Source organism: Mycobacterium sp. IS-1556 (assembly GCF_001499985.1).
In the GTDB taxonomy this organism is placed as follows: Bacteria; Actinomycetota; Actinomycetes; order Mycobacteriales; family Mycobacteriaceae; genus Mycobacterium.
The window spans coordinates 339,766-361,861 of record NZ_LQIM01000012.1; the positions used below are offsets into that span (position 1 = coordinate 339,766).

Here is a 22,096-nt window from a genome sequence, read left to right on the forward strand (position 1 = left end):
ACCCGTGAACCCGGACTCGCAATTTCAGCAAACATAAGCAGGTGGTGTTGGCCCCGTCGCCGGTCGACCGCCGAACGTATAGGGACGCGGTCCGCGGGGAACTCGTGCCCTCATGCAAGCCCTCACCGTTGACCCGACCAAAGCCCAGTCGCTGCGAGTGGAAGACCTCGCCGATCCCACTCCCGGTCCAGACGAGTTGTTGGTCGAAGGGCTGGCGATCGGCATCTGCGGAACCGACAAGGAGATCGTGCGTGCCGAGTACGGCTGGCCGCCGCCACACCGCGACCGGCTGGTGTTGGGCCACGAGTCGCTCGGGCGGGTCGCGCGCGCACCCGGGGACAGCGACTTCCACACCGGCGACCTGGTCGTCGGAGTGGTGCGCAGGCCCGACCCGGTGCCCTGTGGGGCGTGTGCGCGCGGTGAGTTCGACATGTGCCGCAACGGGCGCTACACCGAGCGGGGCATCAAGGCACTCGACGGCTTCGGCAGCGAACTCTGGTGCGTGGAAACCGATTACGCGGTGAAGCTCGATCCCGGGCTGGCCGAGGTCGGTGTGCTGATGGAACCCACCACCGTGGTCGCCAAGGCGTGGGAGCAGGTCCGCCTGGTCGGCGAGCGCACATGGTTCGAGCCCGAGCGGGTGCTGGTCACCGGCGCCGGGCCCATCGGGCTGCTCGCCGCGCTGCTGGGCGCGCAACGAGGCCTCGACGTCCACGTGCTCGACCGCGTCACCGACGGTCCCAAGCCCGCGCTCGCCGCGGCGCTGGGTGCGACCTACCACCACGCCGACGTCGACGAGGTCGCCGGCCGTCTGCAACCCGATGTGGTGATCGAGGCCACCGGCGCCAGCAAGGTCGTCTTCGATGCGATCGCCAACACCAGTTCCAACGGCGTCGTCTGCCTGACCGGGGTGTCGGCGGCCGGGCGAACGCTGCACGTCGATGCCGGCAGCATCAACCGCGAGATCGTTCTCGAGAACGACGTGGTGGTCGGGTCGGTCAACGCCAACCTGCGTCACTACCGTCAGGCCGCCGAGGCGCTGGCCAAGGCCGATCCGGCGTGGCTGACCGGTTTGATCACGCGCCGTGTGCCGCTGAGCCGATTCGCGGAGGCCTTCTCCGCCCAGGACGACGACGTCAAAGTGGTCGTCACGCTCGACCAGGGCACGAGGTGAGCGGCATGGCCCCCATCGAGGACTACGCCCTGCTGGGTGATCTTCAGACCGCGGCGTTGGTCTCCCGCGAAGGCGCGATCGACTGGCTGTGCCTGCCGCGCTTCGACTCGCCGGCATGCTTCGCCGCGCTGCTCGACGACGATCCCGCGGGCACGTGGCGGCTGGCGCCGGCCTCCGGCGGGCCGGCTACCCGCCGGGCCTACCGCGGTGACTCTCTGGTACTCGACAGCGAATGGGACACGCCGGAGGGGACGGTGCGCGTCGTCGACTTCATGCCTCCGCGCGACGAATCCGCCGAGGTGGTGCGGATCGTCGAAGGAGTCACCGGCCGGGTGCCGATGCGCATGACGCTGCGTCTGCGTTTCGACTACGGGCACGTGGTGCCCTGGGTCCGCCGAAGCGGTGACGACCTGTCCGCTGTCGCCGGGCCCGACGCGGTGTGGCTGCGCACCCCCGTGCAGACCCAGGGACGCGACCTGACCACCATCGCCGAATTCGACGTGGCGGCCGGGCAGCGCATCCCGTTCGTGCTCACCCATCAGCTGTCGCACCTGCCGCGGCCGCAGCCAGTCGCCGCCGGACAAGCCCTGCACGACACCGAACGGTTCTGGGCCGAATGGATGTCGCGGTGCTCCTACACCGGACCGTGGGAAGGCGCGGTGCGCCGCTCGCTGGTGCTACTCAAGGCCCTGACCTATTCGCCCACCGGAGGCATCGTCGCCGCCGCGACCACGTCGCTGCCCGAGGAGATCGGCGGGATGCGCAACTGGGACTACCGCTACTGCTGGCTGCGCGACGCGACGTTCACCCTGCAGGCGCTGCTCGGCACGGGGTTCGTCGCCGAAGCCCGCGAGTGGCGGGAATGGCTGGTTCGCGCGGTGGCCGGGGACCCGGCGCAGCTGCAGATCATGTACGGGCTCGACGGCCGGCGCCGGCTGCCCGAGATGTCGTTGCCGTGGCTGTCGGGTTACGAGGGGTCGGCACCGGTGCGGGTGGGAAACGGCGCCGCCGACCAGTTCCAGCTCGACGTCTGGGGCGAGGTGCTCGACGGACTCCATTTGGCCCGCGACGCGGGGCTGCCCTCGAACGACACCGCGTGGGACGTTCAGCGCGCGCTGCTCGACTACCTCGAGGGGAACTGGCGTCAGCCCGACAACAGCTTGTGGGAGGTGCGCGGCCCGCAACGGCAGTTCGTGCACTCCAAGGTGACGGCGTGGGCCGGGGTCGACCGCGCGGTGCGCAGCGTCGAGGAGCAGGGCCTGGACGGTCCCGTCGACAGGTGGCGCGCGCTGCGCGACGAGATCCACAGCGAGGTGTGCGCGAACGGATTCGACGCCGACCGCAACACCTTCACCCAGGCCTACGGCTCCGATGAGCTCGACGCCGCGCTGCTGCTGATCCCCCGGCTGGGGTTCCTGCCGTGGGACGACCCGCGGGTCGTCGGCACCGTCGACGCCGTCCAGTCCGAGCTCAGCCACGGCGGGTTCGTGCTGCGTTATCGGCCGGAGAAAACCGATGACGGGTTACCCGGAGGGGAAGGCGCCTTCCTGGCGTGCAGCTTCTGGCTGGCCGATGCGCTGGCAGGCATCGGCCGCGTGGAGGCGGCCACCGATCTGTTCGAGCGGCTGCTCGGATTGCGCAATGATGTCGGGATGCTCAGTGAGGAATACGACCCGGCGCACGGCAGGCATCTGGGAAATACGCCGCAGGCCTTCAGCCTGGTGGGGTTGATCAATACCGCGCGGCAGCTGCGTGGCAGCCGCACCACCACCTCGGCCGCTCCCCAGGACCAGAACCTCAGCCCGGCAACAGATTCGAGATAGGCAACCCACATGAAGACACTGATCGTTTCACGGCGTCGTGTTGCGGCGGCCGGTTTGGTGACTAGCGTCCTGGTCGCCGGTTGCGGCGGCGACCCGAACATGGACTCGTCGAACCGGGGCGCGGGTTCGGAGACCGAGACGACGTCGGTCGAGAACGCCTTCATCGTGCCGCGCTTCATACCGGGGTCGTGCGCCATCCAGGTCGGCGATGCGGCGGCGCTCACGTTCACGGTGACGAACAACCGGATCACCGAGCCCGAACGCCTGCTCGGCATCGAGACACCGGCCGCCGAGGCGATTCGGCTGTCTCCCGATGCGACGCTGCAGATTCCGCCCGAGACGTCGATCGCCGCCGGTCAACCGATCGAAGACGTCAACGACGGCGCCGCAGATCAGCCCTTCACGGCCAGCGTCGAGGGGCTTCGGGAATCGGCGACGCCGGGCAAGTCGGTGGACATGACGTTTCACTTCGACAAGCAGGGCGACCTCGTGATGAAGGTTCCGATCGAGGCCTGTCCCACTCAGAAGTAGGCCGTCCGCCGTTGGGTCGGTCAGCGCTCGGTCGAACCGTTGTCGTCGTCGAGGCCGTCGAGCAGTCCCCTCTTCTGCCGCTCGGCGGCCGCCCTGCGGCGTTCCTCCTCGGCGGCCAGTTGCAGCGCGGTGCGCGACCACACGGCGCGGGCCCAGTGAAACGTCACCAGCGCCACCGCGATCCACGCGAGGATGAGCCCGATCCCGGGCCCCGGATAGGGGTCGGCTGCCGTTTGGCGTGACCACACCGCGAGCAGGCCGAGCAACGTCGCCACCGTCGACCCGGCCAACGCGACCCACGCCAGCGCCCAACGCCGGGTGAGAAGGGCCAGCATCGAGAATCCGACGCCGAATACCAGTACCAGCCAAGCGAATACGCGCGACGGCAGGGAGATCCCCTCGCGGGCCGCTGTTTCGCCGCCGATCAAAACGTCCAATCCGCGGGCGTCCCCGGTGTGCGGCAGCACGAACGACACCAGCAGCACGAAGACGCCGATGGCGATGACCAGAGCCCGCGCGCCGGGATCGATCTCACCCGCGACGCGGCGTTCGGCGGCTTCGATGTCGCTCTTGTACTCCTCAAAACCGTTGTCGTCGGGCGACGTCATCGCGCACATCCTGTCGCTGTCGGCGTTTCGGTCGGCGCGCCGACGCCCGGCATGCCGAGTCCCACGCCGGTGCGCGGTCGCCGGCCGGCGGCGTGGGCATCCCCCGCCCGTGTGCGCCGGTGACTGTGCACGGCCGAGTCCGCGATCAGGTGATGCGGGGCGGCGCCAGTCACCGTCGTGGTCACGATGTCGCCGGGCCGGATGTCGAGCCGCTCCGGGTCGAAATGCACCAGGCGGCCGTCGCGGGCACGGCCCGACATTCTGGCCGTGGTGGCGTCCTTGCGACCCTCGCCCGTCGCGACCAGAACTTCGACGGTGCGGCCGATCTGCGCGCGGTTCTCCTCCAGCGAGATTTTCTCCTGAAGGTCGATCAAGCGTTGATAACGTTCGGCTACAACGGCTTTGGGGACCTGCTCGGACAGCTCGGCGGCCGGCGTCCCGGGCCGCTTCGAGTACTGGAACGTGAAGGCGCTCGCGAACCGCGCCTGCGCGACGACGTCGAGCGTGGCTTGGAAGTCGTCCTCGGTCTCGCCGGGGAATCCGACGATGAGATCGGTGGTGATCGCGGCGTGCGGGATCGCGGCGCGCACCCGCTCGATGATGCCGAGATAGCGCTCGGCGCGGTAGGACCTTCGCATCGCCCGCAGGATCCGGTCTGACCCGGACTGCAGCGGCATGTGCAGCGTCGGACAGACATTCGGCGTCTCGGCCATCGCGGCGATGACGTCGTCGGTGAACTCGGCGGGGTGCGGCGAGGTGAACCGCAGCCGCTCGAGCCCGTCGATGCGGCCGCAGGCGCGCAGCAGTTCGGCGAACGCCCCCCGGTTCCGCGGCTCGGCGGGGTCGGCGAACGAGACACCGTAGGCGTTGACGTTCTGGCCGAGCAGCGTCACCTCGAGAACGCCTTGATCGACCAGGGTCTGCACCTCGGCGAGCACGTCACCGGGCCGGCGGTCGACTTCCTTGCCCCGCAGCGCGGGCACGATGCAGAACGTGCAGGTGTTGTTGCAGCCCACCGAGATCGACACCCAAGCGGCGTATGCGGATTCGCGTGCGGCGGGCAGGGCGGACGGGAATTCCTGCAGCGCATCGACGATCTCGACCTGGGCGGCCCGGTTGTGTCGGGCGCGCTCCAGCAACGTGGGCAGCGATCCGATGTTGTGGGTGCCGAACACGACGTCCACCCACGGCGCGCGGCGTAACACGGCGTCGCGGTCCTTCTGGGCCAGGCAGCCGCCGACGGCGATCTGCATATCGGGATCGGCCTGCTTGCGAGGCGCCAGGTGGCTGATGTTGCCGTAGAGCTTGTTGTCGGCGTTCTCGCGTACGGCGCAGGTGTTGAACACCACCACGTCGGCGTCCTCGCCGTCGGTGGCCCGGTGGTACCCCGCGGCCTCCAGCAACCCCGCAAGCCGCTCCGAGTCGTGCACATTCATCTGGCAGCCGTAGGTGCGCACCTGGTAGGTGCGACCTTGCGCCCGCGCGGGAGCGGACTCGCCGGTCGCGTTGCGACGAACGGCCTGGTCAGCCGCCGCCTCTCGCGTCACCATCGAAGTCACGGGCCCATGGTACGGGCTGGTCAGTATGGCGATCCGGGCGGATTCTCCAGTTCCGGGCACGCCGGACACTCCCTCGGTAAGGTCTGCTCCCATGGAAACGAGCGGGTCGGATGGCGACCAGGCCGATCCGACCCGGTCGTCCGCACCGATGATCTCCATGTCGGGCGTCAACAAGCACTTCGGCTACCTGCATGTGCTCAAGAACATCAACCTCGAGGTGAATCGCGGCGAGGTGATCGTGGTGCTGGGGCCGTCGGGCTCGGGCAAGTCGACGTTGTGCCGCACCATCAATCGGCTCGAGCCCATCGACTCCGGCACCATCGCGATCGACGGTGAGGTGCTGCCCGAAGAGGGGCGCAAGCTCGCGGAGCTTCGGTCCGACGTGGGCATGGTGTTCCAGTCGTTCAACCTGTTCGCCCACAAGACGATCCTGGACAACGTCACGTTGGCGCCGATGAAGGTGCGCAGGAAGTCGAAGGCCGAGGCCCGCCAGAAGGCGATGGAACTGTTGGAGCGGGTCGGCATCGCCGATCAGGCCGACAAGTATCCGGCGCAGCTGTCGGGTGGCCAGCAGCAGCGGGTCGCCATCGCGCGGTCTCTGGCGATGAACCCGAAGGTCATGCTCTTCGACGAGCCGACCAGCGCGCTGGATCCGGAGATGATCAACGAAGTGCTGAACGTGATGACGTCGCTGGCTAAAGACGGCATGACGATGTTGGTGGTGACACACGAAATGGGTTTCGCCCGCGGCGCGGCCAACCGCGTGGTCTTCATGGCCGACGGCGCGATCGTCGAGGCGGCCGAGCCCGATGAGTTCTTCACCAACCCGAAAAGCGAACGTGCGAAGGACTTTCTCGGCAAGATCCTTCACCATTAGTCGAGCGATCATCAGTCGAAAGGAAACGGATGCCATCAATCTCGAAGCGCGTTGTGGGGGCGCTCGCGCTCGTCGTCGCGCTGCCGCTGGCGGCGACGGCATGCGGAGGCGGGGGCGACGGCGACACGATCGTCATCGGCACCAAGTTCGATCAGCCCGGCCTGGGACTCAAGAATCCCGACGGCACCATGAGCGGCTTCGACGTGGACGTGGCCAAGTATGTCGCCCAGCGACTCGGCTACGGCGAGGACAAGATCGAGTGGAAAGAAGCACCGTCCGGACAACGCGAGACGCTGATCCAAAACGGCCAGGTGAAGTTCATCGTCGCGACCTACTCGATCACCGATGCCCGTGAGGAGAAGGTTGACTTCGCGGGGCCGTACCTGGTCACCGGACAGAGCCTGCTGGTGCGCGAGGACAACACCGACATCACCGGCGAGGCGTCGCTGGAGAACAACAAGAAGCTGTGCTCGGTGTCGGGATCGACACCGGCGCAACGGATCAAGGACAAGTTTCCCGGCGTTCAGCTGCAGCAGTACGACACGTACTCGGCGTGCATCGAAGCGTTGAAGAACGGTCGCATCGACGCGGTGACCACCGACGAGGTGATCCTCGCGGGTTACGCGGCTCAGAGCCCGGGCGTCTTCAAGGTCGTCGGTGGCACGTTCTCCGAGGAACGCTACGGAATCGGTTTGAAGAAGGGTGATTCCGAACTGTTGACGCAGATCAACGACGCACTCGCCAAGATGGAGCAGGACGGCTCCTGGAAGAAGGCGTGGGACGAAAACCTCGGCGCGGCCGGCATTCCCGCCCCGCAACCGCCGCAGATCACCCAGAGATGACAGGCCTCCGCCCTCGGAGGAGGTGAGGTGGAGGTTCTCCCCGGCTACCCGGTCGGCCAGATCGTCGAGGCGTTCTGGACGACGATTCAGCTGACGGTCTACTCCGGTATCGGGGCGCTGGTGCTGGGCACGGTGCTGGCGGCGATGCGGCTGGCGCCGGTACCGGTGCTTCGCTGGCTCGGAACGACATACGTCAACGTGGTGCGTAATACCCCGCTGACGCTGGTCATCCTGTTCTGCTCGTTCGGGCTGGCGGACACCATGGGGATCACGCTGGTGGATCCCGAATCGCTGACGTCGATCGAGGACAGCAACTTTCGGTTGGCGGTTCTCGGACTGGCGTTGTACACCGCCGCGTTCGTGTGCGAAACGGTGCGTTCCGGGGTGAACACCGTGCCGCTGGGCCAGGCCGAGGCGGCGCGGTCACTGGGTCTGACGTTCGGACAGAATTTGCGGCTTATCCTGCTGCCACAGGCTTTTCGCGCGGTCATCATCCCGCTCGGGTCGGTGTTGATCGCGTTGACCAAGAACACGACAATCGCCGCGGCGATTGGGGTGGCCGAGGCCGCGTTGTTGATGAAGGAGATGATCGAGAACACCGCGGCGATCCTGACCGTCGGAACCATCTTCGCCGCCGGTTTCGTCATCCTGACGCTGCCGACCGGCTTGTTCTTCGGATGGCTGGGTAAGCGGATGGCGGTCACCAGATGAGCTCGGCATCGGTTCTTTTCGACGCGCCCGGTCCCCGGGCACGGATCCGAAACTGGGTGGTGACGGCTCTTGTCGTCCTGGTCACCGCGTTGGTGCTGCTGGCGGTGTTGATTCAGATGGCCGCCAAGGACCAGCTCACCGTTGCGAAATGGAGACCGTTCCTGACGGCCGACCTGTGGAGGACTTACGTGCTGCCCGGCGTGCAGGGCACGTTGACGGCTGCCGCGGTGTCGATCGTGTTGGCTTTGGCCCTCGGATTCGTGCTTGGCGTAGGCCGACTTTCGACGCACAGCCTGATTCGCTGGGTGTGTGCGGTGATCGTCGAGTTCTTCCGTGCGGTGCCGGTGCTGATCATGATGCTGTTCGCGTTCGCGCTCTACGCGGCCTACGACATGTTTCCGTCCAAGCACCTGGCGCTCGCCGCCGTCATCACTGGGCTCACTCTGTACAACGGCGCCGTCATAGCCGAAATCGTTCGGGCCGGCGTCCACGCGCTTCCCCGCGGACAGTCCGAGGCGGCCTTCGCGCTTGGCTTGACGTGGGGTCAGACGATGCGCTCCATCTTGTTGCCGCAAGCGATCACGTCCATGCTGCCGGTGCTGATCTCGCAACTCGTTGTGGTGCTCAAGGACACCGCGATCGGTTACATCATCACGTTCCTCGAATTGGTGCGCCAGGGTGTGCAGATGGGTACGGCATACAGCAATCTGCTGCCGGCGCTGATTGTGGTGGCCGTGTTGATGATCAGTGTCAATTTCACGCTGTCCTCGGTGGCCACGGCGGTGGAAGCGCGAATGCGGCGGTCGCATCGCGGTCCGGCGCCCCTTGACACGGAGGCGGTCGAGCAGGAAGGCGCGCCCGGCGCAAAAGCCGTGTGATGTCAGGACTTTCGGACCGCTAGATCAGCTCCGCGCATCGGCGCAGCAGCGAGTCGTCGGGCGGCTGATAGAAGGACAGCACGACATGCTGACAGCCGAGCCGCGCGTACTCAGCGATGGAGTCGAGCTGGCCATCGACCTGATCCGGTTGGTTCGGGTGCAGGAACAGCTGCACACCTCGACGGATCGAGGACGGATCGCGGCATTCGGCCTCGCAGGCGGCGTCGAGGCGGCTACTGGCCGCCGCCCACTCCTGCGGACCGGTGCTCGGCATGTTCCACTCGTCGGCATGCCGGGCGGCGACGCTGAGCATCTTGGGCTGCGACGCGCCAACCACGATCGGCGGATGCGGACGCTGGACCGGTTTCGGGTCGCAGCGCGCTTGGCGGAGCGTGAAGAAGCGGCCGGTGAAGTCGACGGCCTCCTCGGTCCACAGCCGGCGGATGACGGTCAGCGCTTCGTCCACCATCGCGACGCGTTGCCCCGGCGACGGGAAGTCGATGCCGTAGCCACGGTGTTCGTCCTCGTGCCAGCCGGCGCCGAGACCGAAGTCCATCCGCCCACCGGAGATGTGGTCGACGGTCACGGCCATTTTCGCCAGCACTGCCGGGTTGCGGTAGGTGACGCCGGTGACCAGGCAGCCCACTCGTGCGCGCCGCACCACGACGGCCATCGCGGCGAGGCTGGTCCAGCCTTCGAGGGTGGGCGTCGTCGGGTCGACGAGTCCATAGAAGTGGTCGTAGTTCCACACGGCCGGGAACCCGAGTTCGTCAGCCGTCCGCCAGAACCGCTCGAGGACGGCATAGTCGAAGGTGGGTGCCAGCTTGACAGACAACTGCATGATCGCAAGTTACCCGTTGGCCGTCCGCAACCGATCCAGAGCTTCGGCTGCGGCGTGGTCGAGATCGCGGTGCTCGACGGTTACCTCGATGCCGGGCTTCACGCCGGCGAGTGCGGGCAGCAGATGGTTCATCACTTGTTCGGCAGTCGCGGGCATCCTGCGGCCACGTGTGGTGACCTTCGTCCACCGCTGTCCGTCGCGAAAGTAGTGCTCTTCGCCCGAGTTGAACCGCAATGTCACCAGATAGCAGTCGTTGGTCAGCCGCATGGCTTCACGGTCACACACCTTGTCGTCAGGGATCAGCCCCTAGGCGGGCTGCGACGCGAACTACACCCTTCGGCGTTCCCGCTCGCTGGCCAACGCGATTTTGACGACGTCGAACGCCATCGACTGACTGTAGCCACGGCGCGCAAGCATGCCGACCAGGCGGCGGGTGACCTTGACGTCGTCGCCGTCGTGGTCGAGCTTTTCGCGGCGGAGCTTGTCGGCGACCAGTTGTTCGGCCCGTGACCGTTCGGCATCGGCGTCGATGTCAGCGAGGGCCGCGTCGATCACGTCGTTGTCCACGCCCTTCGTCCTAAGCTCAGCGGCCAAGGCACGCTTGCCTTTACCCGCGTTCAGCTGACGGGAGCGGACCCACTGTTCGGCGAAGTCGGCATCATCGATGAGGCCGACCTGGGTGAGCCGCTCGAGCACGCGGGCGCTGACGTCGTCGGGGTACCCCCGTTTGGCCAGCTTTTCTTCGAGTTCGGCCCGAGTGCGGGCCCGCGCGGTGAGCAGGCGCAGACACAGGTTGTGCGCCTGCTCCTCGCGCGTGACCTCAGAAGTCGACGGGGGCGGGCAGGACTTCGTCATCGGTGATCACGGCGCCAATGCCGAGCTTCTCTTTGATCTTCTTCTCGATCTCGTTGGCCACGTCGGTGTTCTCGAGCAGGAAGTTGCGGGCGTTCTCCTTGCCTTGACCCAACTGCTCGCCTTCGTAGGTGAACCACGACCCGGACTTGCGGATGAAGCCCTGCTCGACACCCATGTCGATGAGCGAGCCTTCCTTGCTGATCCCCTTGCCATACAGGATGTCAAACTCAGCCTGTTTGAAGGGCGGCGAAACTTTGTTCTTGACGACCTTGACGCGGGTGCGGTTACCGACCGCGTCAGTGCCGTCCTTGAGCGTTTCGATTCGCCTGACATCCAAGCGGACTGAGGCGTAGAACTTCAAAGCCTTTCCGCCCGTTGTCGTTTCAGGAGAATTGTGCACCATCACGCCGTCGACGAAGTAGTTGTGATTGCCCTCGACCTCGATGTCGAATCGGTTCATTGAACGGGTATGCGGCTTGACATGAACGTCGAGCACCCGGGCAGGCACCAGGCGCTGGGACGGCTCCACGAATTGCGGCGTAACCGTGCCGAGCCCACGGAACCGCGGGAGCAGTTTGTACTCCATCGACGGCGCCATATATGGCGCCACCATTTCCTGGAACTTCGCACTAGCGGCTGTCGAAAAGACCATTACCGCCCTACCCGTGGCACCCGACTTGCGCAACCGCACGTCCAGGCCATGGGTATCGCGCAGATAATCGCGGAGCCGCACTTGCGACCCTTCACTCATCGCTTCCACGCAGAACTCGATACGGCCGCTGCCGCCTTCGGTTCGCTGTTGCAGTCCCTTGGACCGAACGGTGAACGAGCCGTCGTCCATGTACCAGATCGCAAGAGCCAGCGGCGTGAGCGCCTTCAGATACTCCTCGGACAGGAACTTCTTGCCGTCGCCCAGGTACATCGCGCGCTGCAACTCTCCCAACTCAGGCAGCGGGGTGAAGTCGACGAACCGTGCGCCCCTGTCGTTTTCACGTAGCGAGTGAGCGATGTTACCCATGAGCGCCGTCTTCCACTCCAGGTAGCCAATCTGCTTGGCGCCGTGTCCGAGCCGGAATCGCACGCCGTTGCGGTCTCGCCGGTTGGGCGACAGGTTGCCGTCACCCATCAGGGAACCGAGCACGACCTGAAACTGCTGATCGCTGAGTCGATGCGGTTCGGTAGCCATCACCCGGTCGCCGGCAATCAGGTCGCCTGCCTCGGTCCATCCGCCTGGAGTCCGGATGAGGTGGTTAGGCGTGGCAGCGAATTGGGACTTACCGTTTCCGCCCGACTTCTCGACAGTGAACTGCAGGAACTGCTCGGCGGGACCGTTGTTGAACCAGTTCACCACCTTACGCGGAACGACTCGGTCGGTATCCGGATCGTAGGACAACACCTCGACGTCCATTTTCTGGTTGACGATCTTGCCGATCTTCTCGGTCATCCCGTCGGCCAACTGAACGCGAGTGCTGTAGTTGAAACATCCGAACATCACACCGATCTTTTCGCGGAGCTGGTTGATGAAGATCGCGGTGGTACCCGAATTGTTCAGTGCGCCGGTCATTTTGCGCAGTGCCTGGCTCATCAGCCGGGCCTGAAGTCCGACGTGGCTGTCGCCCATCTCGCCTTCGATCTCCGCCCGTGGCACCAACGCGGCCACCGAGTCGATGACCAAAATGTCCAGCGCGCCGGATCGGATCAGCATGTCGGCGATCTCGAGCGCCTGCTCACCAGTGTCGGGCTGGCTCACCAGCAGCGCGTCGGTGTCCACGCCGAGCTTCTTGGCGTACTCCGGATCCAGCGCATGTTCCGCGTCGATGAACGCCGCGATGCCGCCTGCGGCCTGGGCGTTGGCCACCGCGTGCAACGCGACGGTGGTCTTACCCGAGGATTCCGGGCCGTAGATCTCGACCACCCGGCCCCGCGGCAGTCCGCCGATGCCGAGCGCCACGTCCAGGGCGATGGACCCGGTCGGGATCACCGAGATCGGCTGGCGGACCTCTTCGCCGAGCCGCATCACCGAGCCCTTGCCGTGACTCTTCTCAATCTGCGCGAGTGCCAGCTCGAGGGCCTTCTCGCGGTCGGGTGCCTGCGCCATGGTGGTCTCCGTCCTTCGGATGTCTAGCTGTTCGGTGATCGGGTTTCGATCAGTTGGCCGTGACGCTAGAGGCAGCCACCGACAAGTCGGCCTGACCAGCATCTAGCCGTCGAACACTGCCCACAGTAGCGAACGTGTGTTCGATGGCAAGGAGGCGCGCCGTGTCGCCCCGGTCAAAGGGCGAGCAGACCCGTAATGTCCGCTCCGGCGGCGTGTCGCGGGCAGTTTGCGTCTGCTCGCGTATGAGAAGTCACCACTGATCGCGCGGGACGTCGAAGTCCGAGCACAGCGCGCGCCAGACGTCCCGCGGGTCGACGCCGTCCTCGATGGCCTGCGCGGCGGTCCGCCCCCCGTATCCGCTCAACACGTGATCGACGAGCAGCGACGCACCGCGCACCGGACCGAACTGTCCCTCGACGAGTTCATGGAATTCCGTCAACCGCACGAGCCCAAACTACGCGGAAGACATCAGAGCTTCATGGCACACCCGTACCGGATCTTCGACGTCGGCAACCGTCGCTCCGGCCCGCCGCGCTGCGTCCCGGTAGCCGGGTTCGGCCAGCACCTCGCGCACCGCCCGCGCCAGCGCGTCCGGGCTGAGAGGACGCACGAGTTGCGCGCTGCCCTGCCGCACAACACGATTCGCAATCTCCCACTGGTCGCCGCCGCCCGGCACCACCACCATCGGCACCCCGGCCAGCAGCGTCTTGGCGACCATGCCGTGTCCCCCGCCGCAGATCACCAGATCGGCGTGCGACAGCAGTTCGTCCTGTCTACCCAGCCCGATGACCGCCCACGGCGGCACCGCGACGTCCGTGCCGCCGAGGCGCGACACCACCACCCGCGATCCCGGCGGCAACACCGGTCCCGGCGTCAGTGCCTCCAGCGCAACCTCGGCCAGGCCGCCGGCGCCGGTGGTGGCGGTGGACGGCGCGACGACCACCACGGGACCGGTACCCGCCGGGATGTCCAGCGTCGTCGACGTCGGCTCGAAGTGCAGTGGACCCACCACCACGGCTTCGGCCGGCCAGTCGGGCCGCGGCACCTCGAGTGCGGGCAGGGTGGCGATCAGCCTTCGGCGTGGACCGGGATCGGTTGCCGGCAATCCGATCTCGGCCCGCGCGGCCGCGCGCTGGCGAACGCCTTCCCGCCACGACCGGGCCGAAAGCGTACGCAGCACCGCGTCGCGCAACCGGCCGCGGACACCCACCCCCGGCGCCAACCCGGTGCCGATCGGCGGCAGTCCTTTCGACGGCCGGTACAGCGGATGCGGGTTCAACTCCACCCACGGCAGCTCGAGAAGTTCGGCGCACAACCCGCCGGCCGTGGTGATGACGTCGGAGACCACCAGATCCGGTGCGATCTCGCCCAGCTGCGGCGCGTTGAGCACCGCCATCCGGGCGCCGCGCCGGTGGATCTTCGCACCGGCGTCTGCATCGTCGTCGCTGTCGGTCGGGTCCAGCCCGAGCAGTTCGACGGCGGGCAGCCCGGCGCCGTGAGCGGTGTCCAGCCATTCCACACCGGTGAGCAGCATGGGCGAATCCCCATTGGCCAGAAAGCGAAGGCACAGTGCGATCGCCGGGAAGGCGTGCCCCGGATCCGGTCCGGCGACAACCGCGACGCGCATTGGGCCTACCCTGCCACAGCGACTCGGCACTAGGCTGGGCCCATGACCGACCAGGCTTCCGGACTGAGAACCGACGTCGACAACATCCGAGCGGTGGAGACCTTCCTCTACGCCCTGCAGGACGAGGATTTCGCGACTGCCGACAGCTTGCTCGCCGACAACACCGAATGGCAGAACGTCGGGCTCCCCACGATCCGCGGTCGCGAACGCATCATCGGCGTGATGCGGCGTGGCGAGGGCCGCTTCGGTTTCGAGGTGAAGATCCATCGCATCGCCGGCGACGGCAACAGCGTGCTGACCGAACGCACCGATGCGCTTGTGCTCGGGCCGGTGCGTCTGCAGTTCTGGGTGTGCGGGGTCTTCGAGGTGCATGCCGGCCGAATCACGTTGTGGCGCGATTACTTCGACTATGTGGATTTCGGGAAGGCCATCCTGCGGGGAATCGCCGCGACGGTGTTCCCGGCCCTGCGCCCCACGATGTAGTTCAGCCGTTACGCGCCGCGGACGTGGCCAAGTTCGTCGAACGCCTGGGCCCAGCCGAGCAGGCGGTCGGTGGCATTGGTCAACTCGTCGCGGTAGCGCTGTTGCCACATCGGCGAGGTAGAGGTGGATCCGGCGTTTGCCGCGGACACCAGTTGGGCTGCGGCGCCGACCATTTCGTTGTACTGCCGCGCGCCGTGATCGAGTTGCGCACTGAACGCCGCGATGGTGGGTGTCAGATGGGCGCGTGATTGCGGCGTCGACCGGATGGCCCGCTCCATCGACACCACTTCATTCGCGGTCGCGGCCATGGTCACTGCGGTCTGATTGGCCGCGGCGGTCAACTCGCGAAGCTCGTCGGCCGGCAGCATCCGTCCGCGCTCCATCACGCCCAGCAGTGAGAACAATCCGCGTTCAGAGGCCGCCAGTGCTGCCATCGGCTGACGGGCGGCCGACCCCCACGGTGGAAGCCGACGGGTGGCGCGGGATCGCGGCGGCGGCAACGGCTCGCGTCGCAGCCACCGGTACCGCAGGAATGCCAGCGTGGCCAGAAACGCCGCACCGACCGCGATCGGAGATGGGATGAGCAGCGCCCAAGCGGGCGTGTCCCACGCCGCCACCAATCCCGTCACGCCGATCCAGAACACACAGGAAACCGTGAAGAGCAGGGTGAGCCGCAGCGCCCAGCGCCGCTTGCGCAGCAACTTCGCGCGCGGATCCGCGGCGGCGTTCAGCTTGGCGGCCAGCACGTCGGACCACTCGGCGGCGGTGTCGATTCCGTTCTGGAAACCACGCTGCACCAGCGAGCGCCACGGCTCCGGTCGACTCGTTCGCGAACTCACTGGTGACCTCGGTTATTGGGACAGCGGATTTTCCGGCGTGGCCTGCTGCGGATTGGCCGCCGGGGTCGCGGGCTGGGCCGCGGCATTGCCGCCCGCAGGCAATTGCTCACCGCGCATCGAGGCGCGGATCTGCTCCAACCGCGAGTGCCCGGCCATCTGCACGCTCGCCTGCTGGACCTCCAGCATCCGGCCCTGCACCGAGTTCTGCGCGAGCTCGGCCTCGCCCATCGCGTTGGCGTAGCGGCGTTCGATCTTCTGACGCACCTCGTCGAGGCTGGGCGTGGTGCCCGGCGCGGCCAACTCGCTCATCGACCGCAGCGACGAGCTGACCTGCTCCTGCATCTTGGCCTGTTCGAGCTGGGACAGCAGCTTGGTGCGCTCGGCGATCTTCTGCTGCAGCATCATCGCGTTCTGCTCGACGGCCTTCTTGGCCTGGCCGGCCGCGTTGAGCGCCTGATCGTGCAGGGCCTTGAGGTCCTCCACGCTCTGCTCGGCGGTCACCAGCTGCGCGGCGAACGCCTCGGCGGCGTTGTTGTACTCGGTTGCCTTGGCGGCATCGCCGGAGGCAACGGCCTGATCGGCCAGCGTCAGCGCTTGGCGGACATTGACCTGCAGCTTCTCGATGTCGGCGAGTTGGCGGTTGAGCCGCATCTCCAGCTGGCGCTGGTTTCCGATCACCTGGGCGGCCTGCTGCGTCAACGCCTGGTGCTGGCGCTGAGCCTCCTCGATGGCCTGCTGGATCTGCACTTTCGGGTCGGCGTACTCGTCGACCTTCGAGCTGAACAGCGCCATGAGGTACTTCCACGCCTTGACGAACGGATTGGCCATGTCAGTTCACTCCGCCTTCGTGTCGTTGTCTCGGACTCGCCGCCCGGCTTACCGTGCTGCCCAATCTATCGGGTCAGCGCGCATCGCCACACCCACTCAGTGTCCGACCGGGCTCAGGCGACCGCCATCGACACGACCTGCGGGATGACCACCTTGGTGGTGGCGTCGATGTTGGCTGCCCCGGCGAACGCGGCACGCTCCTCGCGCTCCATCTCCAGACCGGCGTCGGAAAGCACCCGGGACAGCGGAATGTCGAGAGCGCCGCAGATCGCGCCGAGCAGTTCGCTCGAGGCTTCCTTGCGCCCGCGTTCGACCTCGGAGAGATAGCCCAGGCTGACCCGCGCGGTATCGGATACCTCGCGCAGGGTGCGCCCCTGGTCGACGCGGGCCCGACGCAGCACGTCGCCGATCACCTCGCGAAGCAATGCCGTCATCGTGCTCTCCCTCCGGAGTCAGTGGCTGGGCCTTGTAAAGGGCGGTGTACTAGGGCAACGCCGCATGCGGGGCGGTTGGTTCCCGGATGGCGCAGATCACTGTTGAACCACAGTCGTCTTGCTGCGATCGGCGGGGCCGCGACCGGTGCGCGGGTCACCGATCAGCGGGTCGGCCCTTGGAGTCCTTGATCGCGGAGACGACGTAGTCGACGCCGGTCACCACCGTCAGGACCAGCGCCGCCCACATGATCACCCAGGCCGAAGACAGCCACGCACCCGACAGCGGCAGCACGAACAGGCCGATCGCCACGGCCTGCACCAGGGTCTTGAGCTTGCCGCCCCGACTGGCGGGGATCACCCCGAACCGCAGCACGGCGAACCGCAACACGGTGATGCCGATCTCGCGAATCAGGATCACCGCCGTGATCCACCACGGAAGGTCGCCCAGTATCGAAAGCCCGATCAGCGCCGCACCGATGAGGGCCTTGTCGGCGATCGGATCGGCCAGTGTGCCGAATTCGGTCACCATGCCATAGCTGCGGGCCAGCGCCCCGTCGAATCGGTCGGTGATCACGGCGACGCTGAACACCACGAATGCCGCTATGCGCCAGAAGGTTTCATGGCCATCACCGACGAAGAGCACCACCAGGAAAACGGGAACCAACGCCATCCGCACGCCGGTGAGCACGTTCGCGATGTTCGCTACGCGGGCGCGCGGAGCCAGCGGATCTGTATGGGGTTGGCCCGGCACCGCAACAGAATATCGGTTGCTCAAACGGATACTCTCCACCTGTGAGCGCAGAATCCTGCGAGGTCGTCGTGCGGCGTGCGCGAACCTCGGATGTCCCCGCCATCAAGGCTCTGGTCGACATCTACTCCGGCAAGATCCTGCTGGAGAAGAATCTGGTGACGCTCTACGAAGCCGTACAGGAGTTCTGGGTCGCCGAGAGAGACGGCGAACTGATCGGGTGTGGCGCGCTGCACGTGCTGTGGTCCGACCTTGGCGAGGTGCGCACCGTCGCTGTGCACCCGAAGGTCAGGGGCCACGGCGTCGGGCATGCGATCGTCGATCGGCTGCTCGACGTGGCCCGCGAATTGCACCTCGAGCGCATCTTCGTGCTCACCTTCGAAGTCGAGTTCTTCACCAAACACGGGTTCAAGGAGATCGACGGTACCCCGGTCACCGCTGAGGTCTACGAGGAGATGTGCCGTTCGTATGACACCGGTGTCGCGGAGTTCCTCGACCTGTCCTTCGTCAAACCCAACATCCTCGGCAACACGCGAATGCTGTTGACTCTGTAGCGATTTGGGTGTAGTTGGTTGCCTTCGCCGCAACTAACTACACCGAAATCACTCGGACTCGTCGTCGCTGCCGGTGTCCGAACCGCGGATCGACGCGAGCGTCGCCGCCAGCTCGTCGGGTTTGACGAGCACCTCGCGCGCCTTGGAGCCCTCGCTCGGCCCGACGATGTTGCGCGTCTCCATCAAGTCCATCAGCCGGCCCGCCTTGGCGAACCCGACCCGCAGTTTGCGCTGCAACATCGAGGTGGATCCGAACTGGCTGGACACCACGAGTTCGACCGCCTGCAGGAAGACATCCATGTCGTCGCCGATGTCGGGATCCACGTCGGTGCGCTCACTGGTGGTCTTCGCGGTCGTGACACCCTCGGTGTACTCGGGCTCGGCCTGCGCCTTGGTGGCCTCGACGACGGCGTGGATCTCCTCGTCGGTGATGAACGCGCCCTGCAGTCGACGCGGCTTGTTCGCGCCCATCGGCAGGAACAGCCCATCGCCCATGCCGATCAGCTTCTCGGCGCCCTGCTGGTCGAGGATGACGCGGCTGTCGGTCAGCGACGACGTGGCGAACGCCAGCCGCGACGGCACGTTGGTCTTGATCAGGCCGGTGACGACGTCCACCGACGGCCGCTGCGTGGCCAGCACCAGATGGATACCTGCGGCGCGGGCCTTCTGCGTGATGCGCACGATCGCGTCCTCGACGTCGCGGGGCGCGGTCATCATCAGGTCGGCCAACTCGTCGACGATGGCGACGACATACGGGTACGGCTTGTACTCGCGCTGGCTGCCCAACGGTGCGGTGATCTCACCGGAGCGCACCTTCTTGTTGAAGTCGTCGATGTGGCGCACCCGCGACGCCTGCATGTCCTGGTAGCGCTGCTCCATCTCCTCCACCAGCCACGCCAGCGCGGCGGCGGCCTTCTTCGGCTGGGTGATGATCGGCGTGATCAGATGCGGAATCCCCTCGTAGGGCGTGAGTTCCACCATCTTCGGGTCGATCAGGATCATCCTGACCTCCTCGGGCGTGGCCCGCACCAGTAGAGACACCAGCATCGAGTTCACGAAACTCGACTTGCCGGACCCGGTCGACCCGGCCACCAGCAGGTGCGGCATCTTGGCGAGGTTGGCCGAGATGTACTCACCCTCAATGTCTTTGCCCAAGCCGATGACCAACGGGTGGTGATCGCCGCGGGTGGTCGGATCGGTGAGCACGTCGGCCAGGCGCACCATCTCCCGGTCCACGTTGGGTACCTCGATGCCGACCGCGGACTTGCCGGGGATCGGCGCGAGCATCCGTACGCTCTCGGTCGCGACCGCGTAGGCGATATTGCGTTGCAGCGCAGTGATCTTCTCGACCTTGACGCCCGGGCCGAGTTCGACCTCGTACCGGGTGACGGTCGGGCCGCGGGTGCAACCCGTGACCGAAGCATTGACCTTGAATTGGTCCAGCACCTCGCTGATGGCCTCGATCATCCGGTCATTGCCCGCGCTGCGGCGTTTGGGCGGATCGCCGGCGATCAGCAGATCGAGTGGCGGCAGCGCGTACGGTCCGTCGACCACGCGGTCCAGCGACAGACTCTGCTGTCTGGCCGGCTTCTTCTTGCGGGACTTGGCGGTTGGCTCGGGAACCGTCGGCGCCTCGTCCTCGATGGGATAGTTCTCCATGGGCGTGCCGGTGGGCCACGCGCGCGCCGCATCGTCGCCGGGCGGGAATGAGTCGTCGTAATACCCGTCGGAGAAGTCCTCGCGCTCCGCGATGACGGCCGTGTCCTCGTCGTCGTAATCGTCGTAGTCATAGTCATAATCGCCGAAGCCCCGCGCGGAGAACATCGCCCGCACCGTCGACGGCACTTCGCGGATCGTGGTCCCGGTCACCAGCAGGACACCGAACAGCACACCGATGAACAACAGTGGCGCGGCGATCCACGGTGTCAGCCCGTCTGAGAGCGGACCGCCGATCGCGAAGCCGAAGAAGCCCGCGGCGTGTTGCCGGTCGGCTGGAGCCTGGGGGGAGCCGGCCCACAGGTGCCACAACCCGAGGGCAGGCAACGCGATCATCGTCGAGCCGAGAATCAGCCTCGGCCTGGCGTCCGGGTCCGGTTCGGTGCGCATGAGCGTGACGCCGACGGCCGCCACCGCAAGCGGAACGAGCACGACGGCAGCGCCGATCAACGTCCGCAGGAAGGTGTCGAGCCATTCGCCCACCGGCCGAGCGGCGCCGAACCACGAACTCGCCGCGACGACGACGGCGAGACCGAGCAGCGCAAGCGCGATGCCGTCGCGGCGATGGCCGGGTTCGAGATCGCGGGCACGACCGACCGAACGCGCGGTGCTGCCGGCACCCTTGGCCAGCATCAGCCACCCCGCCCGCACCCCACGGCCTACCGTGGCGCCGGCCGACGAGATCGGCGACGTGGTCCGGCGCGGCGCCGGTTTACGACGGGGCGCCGTCCGGCTGCCCGATCGCGAACCGGCCTTTGACCTGCTCGAACGGTTCCCAGAGCGGGCGGCGGTCTTACTAGGCATGCCTGTAAGCCTAGTCCCTTGAGCCCCAGAACCACCATCTGCCACACAGGTCACAGATGGGTATCCAAAAATTTAGTTAGGTTCGCTGAGTAGGGTGTTTCCCGTCCGGCCACCCCGCACCGAGGAGTTCATCGCCATGCCCGTCACCATCATCGCCACCATGAAAGCCAAGCCCGAGTCCGTCGACACCGTTCGAGAGGCGTGCAAGAAGGCCATGGAGGCGGTGCACTCCGAACCCGGGTGCGATCTGTACTCGCTGCATGAGGCCGACGGGACGTTCATCTTCGTCGAGCAGTGGGCCGACGCCGATGCGCTGCAGGAGCACAGCAAGTCGCCCGCGGTCGCGACGCTGTTCGGCACGGTAGGCGAGCACCTCGACGGCTCACCTGACATCAAGATGCTGCAACCGGTCGTCGCCGGTGATCCGAGCAAGGGAGCACTGCGTCCCTGATGGCTCCGCTCGACGGCAAGGTCGCCTTCATCACCGGCGCGGCCAGGGGCCAGGGACGGGCAGAAGCCGTCAAGCTGGCGTCCGATGGCGCCGACATCATCGCGGTCGACATCTGCGAGCAGATCGCGTCGGTCCCGTACCCCCTTGCGACGGCGGATGAGCTGGCCGAGACAGTGAAGCTCGTCGAGGACACCGGCGCGCGAATAGTGGCTCACCAGGCCGACGTTCGCGACCACGAGTCGTTGCAAGGCGCGCTGCAGGCGGGCCTCGACGAGTTCGGCGGGCTCGACATCATGATCGCCAACGCCGGAATCGCACCGATGAAGTCAGGCGAGACCGGTTGGCGTGACGTGATCGACGTCAACCTGACCGGCGTCTTCCATACGATCGAGGTGAGCCGCCAGCCGCTGACCGAGCGCGGCGGCGGCGCGGTGGTGCTGATCAGTTCGGTGATGGGCCTCGTCGGCGGCGGAAGCGACGATTCCGGCTCGATCGGCTACGCCGCCGCAAAGCACGGTATCGTCGGGCTGATGCGGGTCTACGCGAACCTGCTTGCGCCGCACAATATTCGGGTCAACTCGATACACCCGGCGGGCGTCGATACGCCGATGATCAACAACGAGTTCATCCAGCGGTGGCTCGACGAGGTCGTCACGCAGACCGGCAAGCCCATCGACATGGGCAACGCGCTGCCGGTCGAAACCCTCGACCCCGACGACATCGCCAACGCGGTCGCGTTCCTGGTCTCAGACGCCGCGCGCTACATCACCGGTGTGACGCTGCCCGTCGACGCTGGCTACATCAACAAGCGCTGA

The 22,096-nt window shown here is 66.6% G+C and carries 24 protein-coding genes; 11 read left to right on the plus strand and 13 right to left on the minus strand.

The features are described 5' to 3' along the window. The first annotated feature begins 112 nt into the window (after positions 1–112). Genes AU187_RS11020 through AU187_RS11030 form a run of 3 tightly spaced genes read left to right on the plus strand, consistent with a single transcriptional unit; the run spans position 113 to position 3,528 of the window. Complete coding sequence (locus tag AU187_RS11020) at positions 113–1,174, plus strand: glucose 1-dehydrogenase (RefSeq protein ID WP_059099813.1); 1,062 nt, start codon at positions 113–115, stop codon at positions 1,172–1,174. Positions 1,175–1,179: 5 nt separating this feature from the next. Further along, a complete protein-coding gene (locus tag AU187_RS11025; protein WP_059100130.1) occupies positions 1,180–2,997 on the plus strand; it encodes a glycoside hydrolase family 15 protein in 1,818 nt (605 codons plus the stop codon). A 9-nt stretch (positions 2,998–3,006) separates the two neighbouring features. After that, a complete protein-coding gene (locus AU187_RS11030) occupies positions 3,007–3,528 on the plus strand; it encodes a copper chaperone PCu(A)C domain-containing protein (protein ID WP_059099812.1) in 522 nt (173 codons plus the stop codon). 20 nt (positions 3,529–3,548) lie between these two features. On the opposite strand, the gene AU187_RS11035 is transcribed toward AU187_RS11030, so the two are convergent. Further along, positions 3,549–4,145: an Rv2732c family membrane protein gene (locus AU187_RS11035; protein WP_059099811.1), complete on the minus strand. Its 597-nt coding sequence runs from the start codon at positions 4,143–4,145 to the stop codon at positions 3,549–3,551. After that, positions 4,133–5,686, minus strand: a complete 1,554-nt coding sequence (miaB, locus tag AU187_RS11040) for a tRNA (N6-isopentenyl adenosine(37)-C2)-methylthiotransferase MiaB (RefSeq protein ID WP_059100129.1) — start codon at positions 5,684–5,686, stop codon at positions 4,133–4,135. The genes AU187_RS11035 and miaB overlap by 13 nt, the downstream gene beginning before the upstream one ends. 157 nt (positions 5,687–5,843) lie before the next feature. On the opposite strand from miaB, the gene AU187_RS11045 reads away from it, so the two are divergent. Genes AU187_RS11045 through AU187_RS11060 form a run of 4 tightly spaced genes read left to right on the plus strand, consistent with a single transcriptional unit; the run spans position 5,844 to position 9,003 of the window. Beyond that, positions 5,844–6,572: an amino acid ABC transporter ATP-binding protein gene (locus AU187_RS11045; RefSeq protein ID WP_172800233.1), complete on the plus strand. Its 729-nt coding sequence runs from the start codon at positions 5,844–5,846 to the stop codon at positions 6,570–6,572. Positions 6,573–6,601: 29 nt separating this feature from the next. Then, positions 6,602–7,414 carry a glutamate ABC transporter substrate-binding protein gene (locus AU187_RS11050; RefSeq protein ID WP_059099809.1) on the plus strand — a complete coding sequence of 271 codons (813 nt, stop codon included), beginning with the start codon at positions 6,602–6,604 and terminating at the stop codon, positions 7,412–7,414. A 27-nt stretch (positions 7,415–7,441) separates the two neighbouring features. Continuing rightward, entirely contained in the window at positions 7,442–8,125 is a 684-nt protein-coding gene (locus AU187_RS11055) for an amino acid ABC transporter permease (protein WP_059099808.1), read from the plus strand. Further along, positions 8,122–9,003, plus strand: a complete 882-nt coding sequence (locus tag AU187_RS11060; protein ID WP_059166687.1) for an amino acid ABC transporter permease — start codon at positions 8,122–8,124, stop codon at positions 9,001–9,003. Before AU187_RS11055 ends, AU187_RS11060 begins: the two co-directional genes overlap by 4 nt. A 19-nt stretch (positions 9,004–9,022) precedes the next feature. Here AU187_RS11060 and AU187_RS11065 read toward each other — a convergent pair whose 3' ends face one another. The 6 genes from AU187_RS11065 to AU187_RS11090 form a co-directional block, all read right to left on the minus strand. Then, a complete protein-coding gene (locus AU187_RS11065) occupies positions 9,023–9,844 on the minus strand; it encodes a TIGR03560 family F420-dependent LLM class oxidoreductase (RefSeq protein ID WP_059099806.1) in 822 nt (273 codons plus the stop codon). Positions 9,845–9,853: 9 nt separating this feature from the next. Then, positions 9,854–10,111, minus strand: a complete 258-nt coding sequence (locus AU187_RS11070; RefSeq protein ID WP_059099805.1) for a hypothetical protein — start codon at positions 10,109–10,111, stop codon at positions 9,854–9,856. 60 nt (positions 10,112–10,171) lie between these two features. Next, positions 10,172–10,699 carry a recombination regulator RecX gene (gene recX / locus AU187_RS11075; protein WP_059099804.1) on the minus strand — a complete coding sequence of 176 codons (528 nt, stop codon included), beginning with the start codon at positions 10,697–10,699 and terminating at the stop codon, positions 10,172–10,174. Then, complete coding sequence (gene recA, locus AU187_RS11080; RefSeq protein WP_059099803.1) at positions 10,665–12,797, minus strand: intein-containing recombinase RecA; 2,133 nt, start codon at positions 12,795–12,797, stop codon at positions 10,665–10,667. Before recA ends, recX begins: the two co-directional genes overlap by 35 nt. 250 nt (positions 12,798–13,047) lie before the next feature. Next, on the minus strand, positions 13,048–13,242 hold the full coding sequence (locus tag AU187_RS11085; protein ID WP_059099802.1) for a DUF3046 domain-containing protein: 195 nt from the start codon (positions 13,240–13,242) through the stop codon (positions 13,048–13,050). A gap of 9 nt (positions 13,243–13,251) precedes the next feature. After that, the gene (locus AU187_RS11090) at positions 13,252–14,424 is read right to left on the minus strand and encodes a glycosyltransferase (protein WP_059099801.1); all 1,173 of its coding nucleotides are present in this window, start codon (positions 14,422–14,424) and stop codon (positions 13,252–13,254) included. A 42-nt stretch (positions 14,425–14,466) separates the two neighbouring features. Here AU187_RS11090 and AU187_RS11095 point away from each other — a divergent pair, with 42 nt between their 5' ends. Beyond that, a complete protein-coding gene (locus AU187_RS11095) occupies positions 14,467–14,907 on the plus strand; it encodes a limonene-1,2-epoxide hydrolase family protein (protein ID WP_059099800.1) in 441 nt (146 codons plus the stop codon). Between the two features lie 8 nt (positions 14,908–14,915). On the opposite strand, the gene pspM is transcribed toward AU187_RS11095, so the two are convergent. The 4 genes from pspM to pgsA all read right to left on the minus strand — a co-directional run bounded on the left by pspM (position 14,916) and on the right by pgsA (position 17,759). Further along, positions 14,916–15,746, minus strand: coding sequence for a phage shock envelope stress response protein PspM (pspM, locus tag AU187_RS11100; protein ID WP_059099799.1), 831 nt, complete (start codon positions 15,744–15,746; stop codon positions 14,916–14,918). 12 nt (positions 15,747–15,758) lie between these two features. After that, positions 15,759–16,574, minus strand: coding sequence for a phage shock protein PspA (gene pspA, locus AU187_RS11105; RefSeq protein ID WP_059099798.1), 816 nt, complete (start codon positions 16,572–16,574; stop codon positions 15,759–15,761). Between the two features lie 113 nt (positions 16,575–16,687). Further along, positions 16,688–17,008: a transcriptional regulator ClgR gene (clgR, locus tag AU187_RS11110; RefSeq protein WP_059099797.1), complete on the minus strand. Its 321-nt coding sequence runs from the start codon at positions 17,006–17,008 to the stop codon at positions 16,688–16,690. 154 nt (positions 17,009–17,162) lie between these two features. After that, entirely contained in the window at positions 17,163–17,759 is a 597-nt protein-coding gene (gene pgsA, locus AU187_RS11115; RefSeq protein ID WP_059099796.1) for a CDP-diacylglycerol--glycerol-3-phosphate 3-phosphatidyltransferase, read from the minus strand. A gap of 41 nt (positions 17,760–17,800) precedes the next feature. Between pgsA and AU187_RS11120 the strand changes: the two genes are divergently transcribed. Next, entirely contained in the window at positions 17,801–18,310 is a 510-nt protein-coding gene (locus AU187_RS11120; RefSeq protein WP_172800218.1) for an amino-acid N-acetyltransferase, read from the plus strand. Positions 18,311–18,358: 48 nt separating this feature from the next. Here the strand turns inward: AU187_RS11120 and AU187_RS11125 are convergent, their stop codons facing one another. Continuing rightward, positions 18,359–20,830: an FtsK/SpoIIIE family DNA translocase gene (locus AU187_RS11125; protein ID WP_172800219.1), complete on the minus strand. Its 2,472-nt coding sequence runs from the start codon at positions 20,828–20,830 to the stop codon at positions 18,359–18,361. Positions 20,831–20,966: 136 nt separating this feature from the next. On the opposite strand from AU187_RS11125, the gene AU187_RS11130 reads away from it, so the two are divergent. Both AU187_RS11130 and AU187_RS11135 read left to right on the plus strand, forming a co-directional pair. After that, entirely contained in the window at positions 20,967–21,281 is a 315-nt protein-coding gene (locus AU187_RS11130) for a putative quinol monooxygenase (RefSeq protein WP_059100127.1), read from the plus strand. Next, entirely contained in the window at positions 21,281–22,096 is an 816-nt protein-coding gene (locus AU187_RS11135) for a mycofactocin-coupled SDR family oxidoreductase (protein WP_059099794.1), read from the plus strand. The genes AU187_RS11130 and AU187_RS11135 overlap by 1 nt, the downstream gene beginning before the upstream one ends.

Coding starts and splice junctions, on each gene's coding strand:
- AU187_RS11020 (WP_059099813.1), top strand. CDS start 113: ATGCAAGCCCTCACCGTTGACCCGACCAAAGCCCAGTCGCTGCGAGTG.
- AU187_RS11025 (WP_059100130.1), top strand. CDS start 1,180: ATGGCCCCCATCGAGGACTACGCCCTGCTGGGTGATCTTCAGACCGCG.
- AU187_RS11030 (WP_059099812.1), top strand. CDS start 3,007: ATGAAGACACTGATCGTTTCACGGCGTCGTGTTGCGGCGGCCGGTTTG.
- AU187_RS11035 (WP_059099811.1), bottom strand. CDS start 4,145: ATGTGCGCGATGACGTCGCCCGACGACAACGGTTTTGAGGAGTACAAG.
- miaB (WP_059100129.1), bottom strand. CDS start 5,686: ATGGTGACGCGAGAGGCGGCGGCTGACCAGGCCGTTCGTCGCAACGCG.
- AU187_RS11045 (WP_172800233.1), top strand. CDS start 5,844: ATGATCTCCATGTCGGGCGTCAACAAGCACTTCGGCTACCTGCATGTG.
- AU187_RS11050 (WP_059099809.1), top strand. CDS start 6,602: ATGCCATCAATCTCGAAGCGCGTTGTGGGGGCGCTCGCGCTCGTCGTC.
- AU187_RS11060 (WP_059166687.1), top strand. CDS start 8,122: ATGAGCTCGGCATCGGTTCTTTTCGACGCGCCCGGTCCCCGGGCACGG.
- AU187_RS11065 (WP_059099806.1), bottom strand. CDS start 9,844: ATGCAGTTGTCTGTCAAGCTGGCACCCACCTTCGACTATGCCGTCCTC.
- AU187_RS11070 (WP_059099805.1), bottom strand. CDS start 10,111: ATGCGGCTGACCAACGACTGCTATCTGGTGACATTGCGGTTCAACTCG.
- recX (WP_059099804.1), bottom strand. CDS start 10,699: ATGACGAAGTCCTGCCCGCCCCCGTCGACTTCTGAGGTCACGCGCGAG.
- recA (WP_059099803.1), bottom strand. CDS start 12,797: ATGGCGCAGGCACCCGACCGCGAGAAGGCCCTCGAGCTGGCACTCGCG.
- AU187_RS11090 (WP_059099801.1), bottom strand. CDS start 14,424: ATGCGCGTCGCGGTTGTCGCCGGACCGGATCCGGGGCACGCCTTCCCG.
- AU187_RS11095 (WP_059099800.1), top strand. CDS start 14,467: ATGACCGACCAGGCTTCCGGACTGAGAACCGACGTCGACAACATCCGA.
- pspA (WP_059099798.1), bottom strand. CDS start 16,574: ATGGCCAATCCGTTCGTCAAGGCGTGGAAGTACCTCATGGCGCTGTTC.
- clgR (WP_059099797.1), bottom strand. CDS start 17,008: ATGACGGCATTGCTTCGCGAGGTGATCGGCGACGTGCTGCGTCGGGCC.
- AU187_RS11125 (WP_172800219.1), bottom strand. CDS start 20,830: ATGCCTAGTAAGACCGCCGCCCGCTCTGGGAACCGTTCGAGCAGGTCA.
- AU187_RS11130 (WP_059100127.1), top strand. CDS start 20,967: ATGCCCGTCACCATCATCGCCACCATGAAAGCCAAGCCCGAGTCCGTC.
- AU187_RS11135 (WP_059099794.1), top strand. CDS start 21,281: ATGGCTCCGCTCGACGGCAAGGTCGCCTTCATCACCGGCGCGGCCAGG.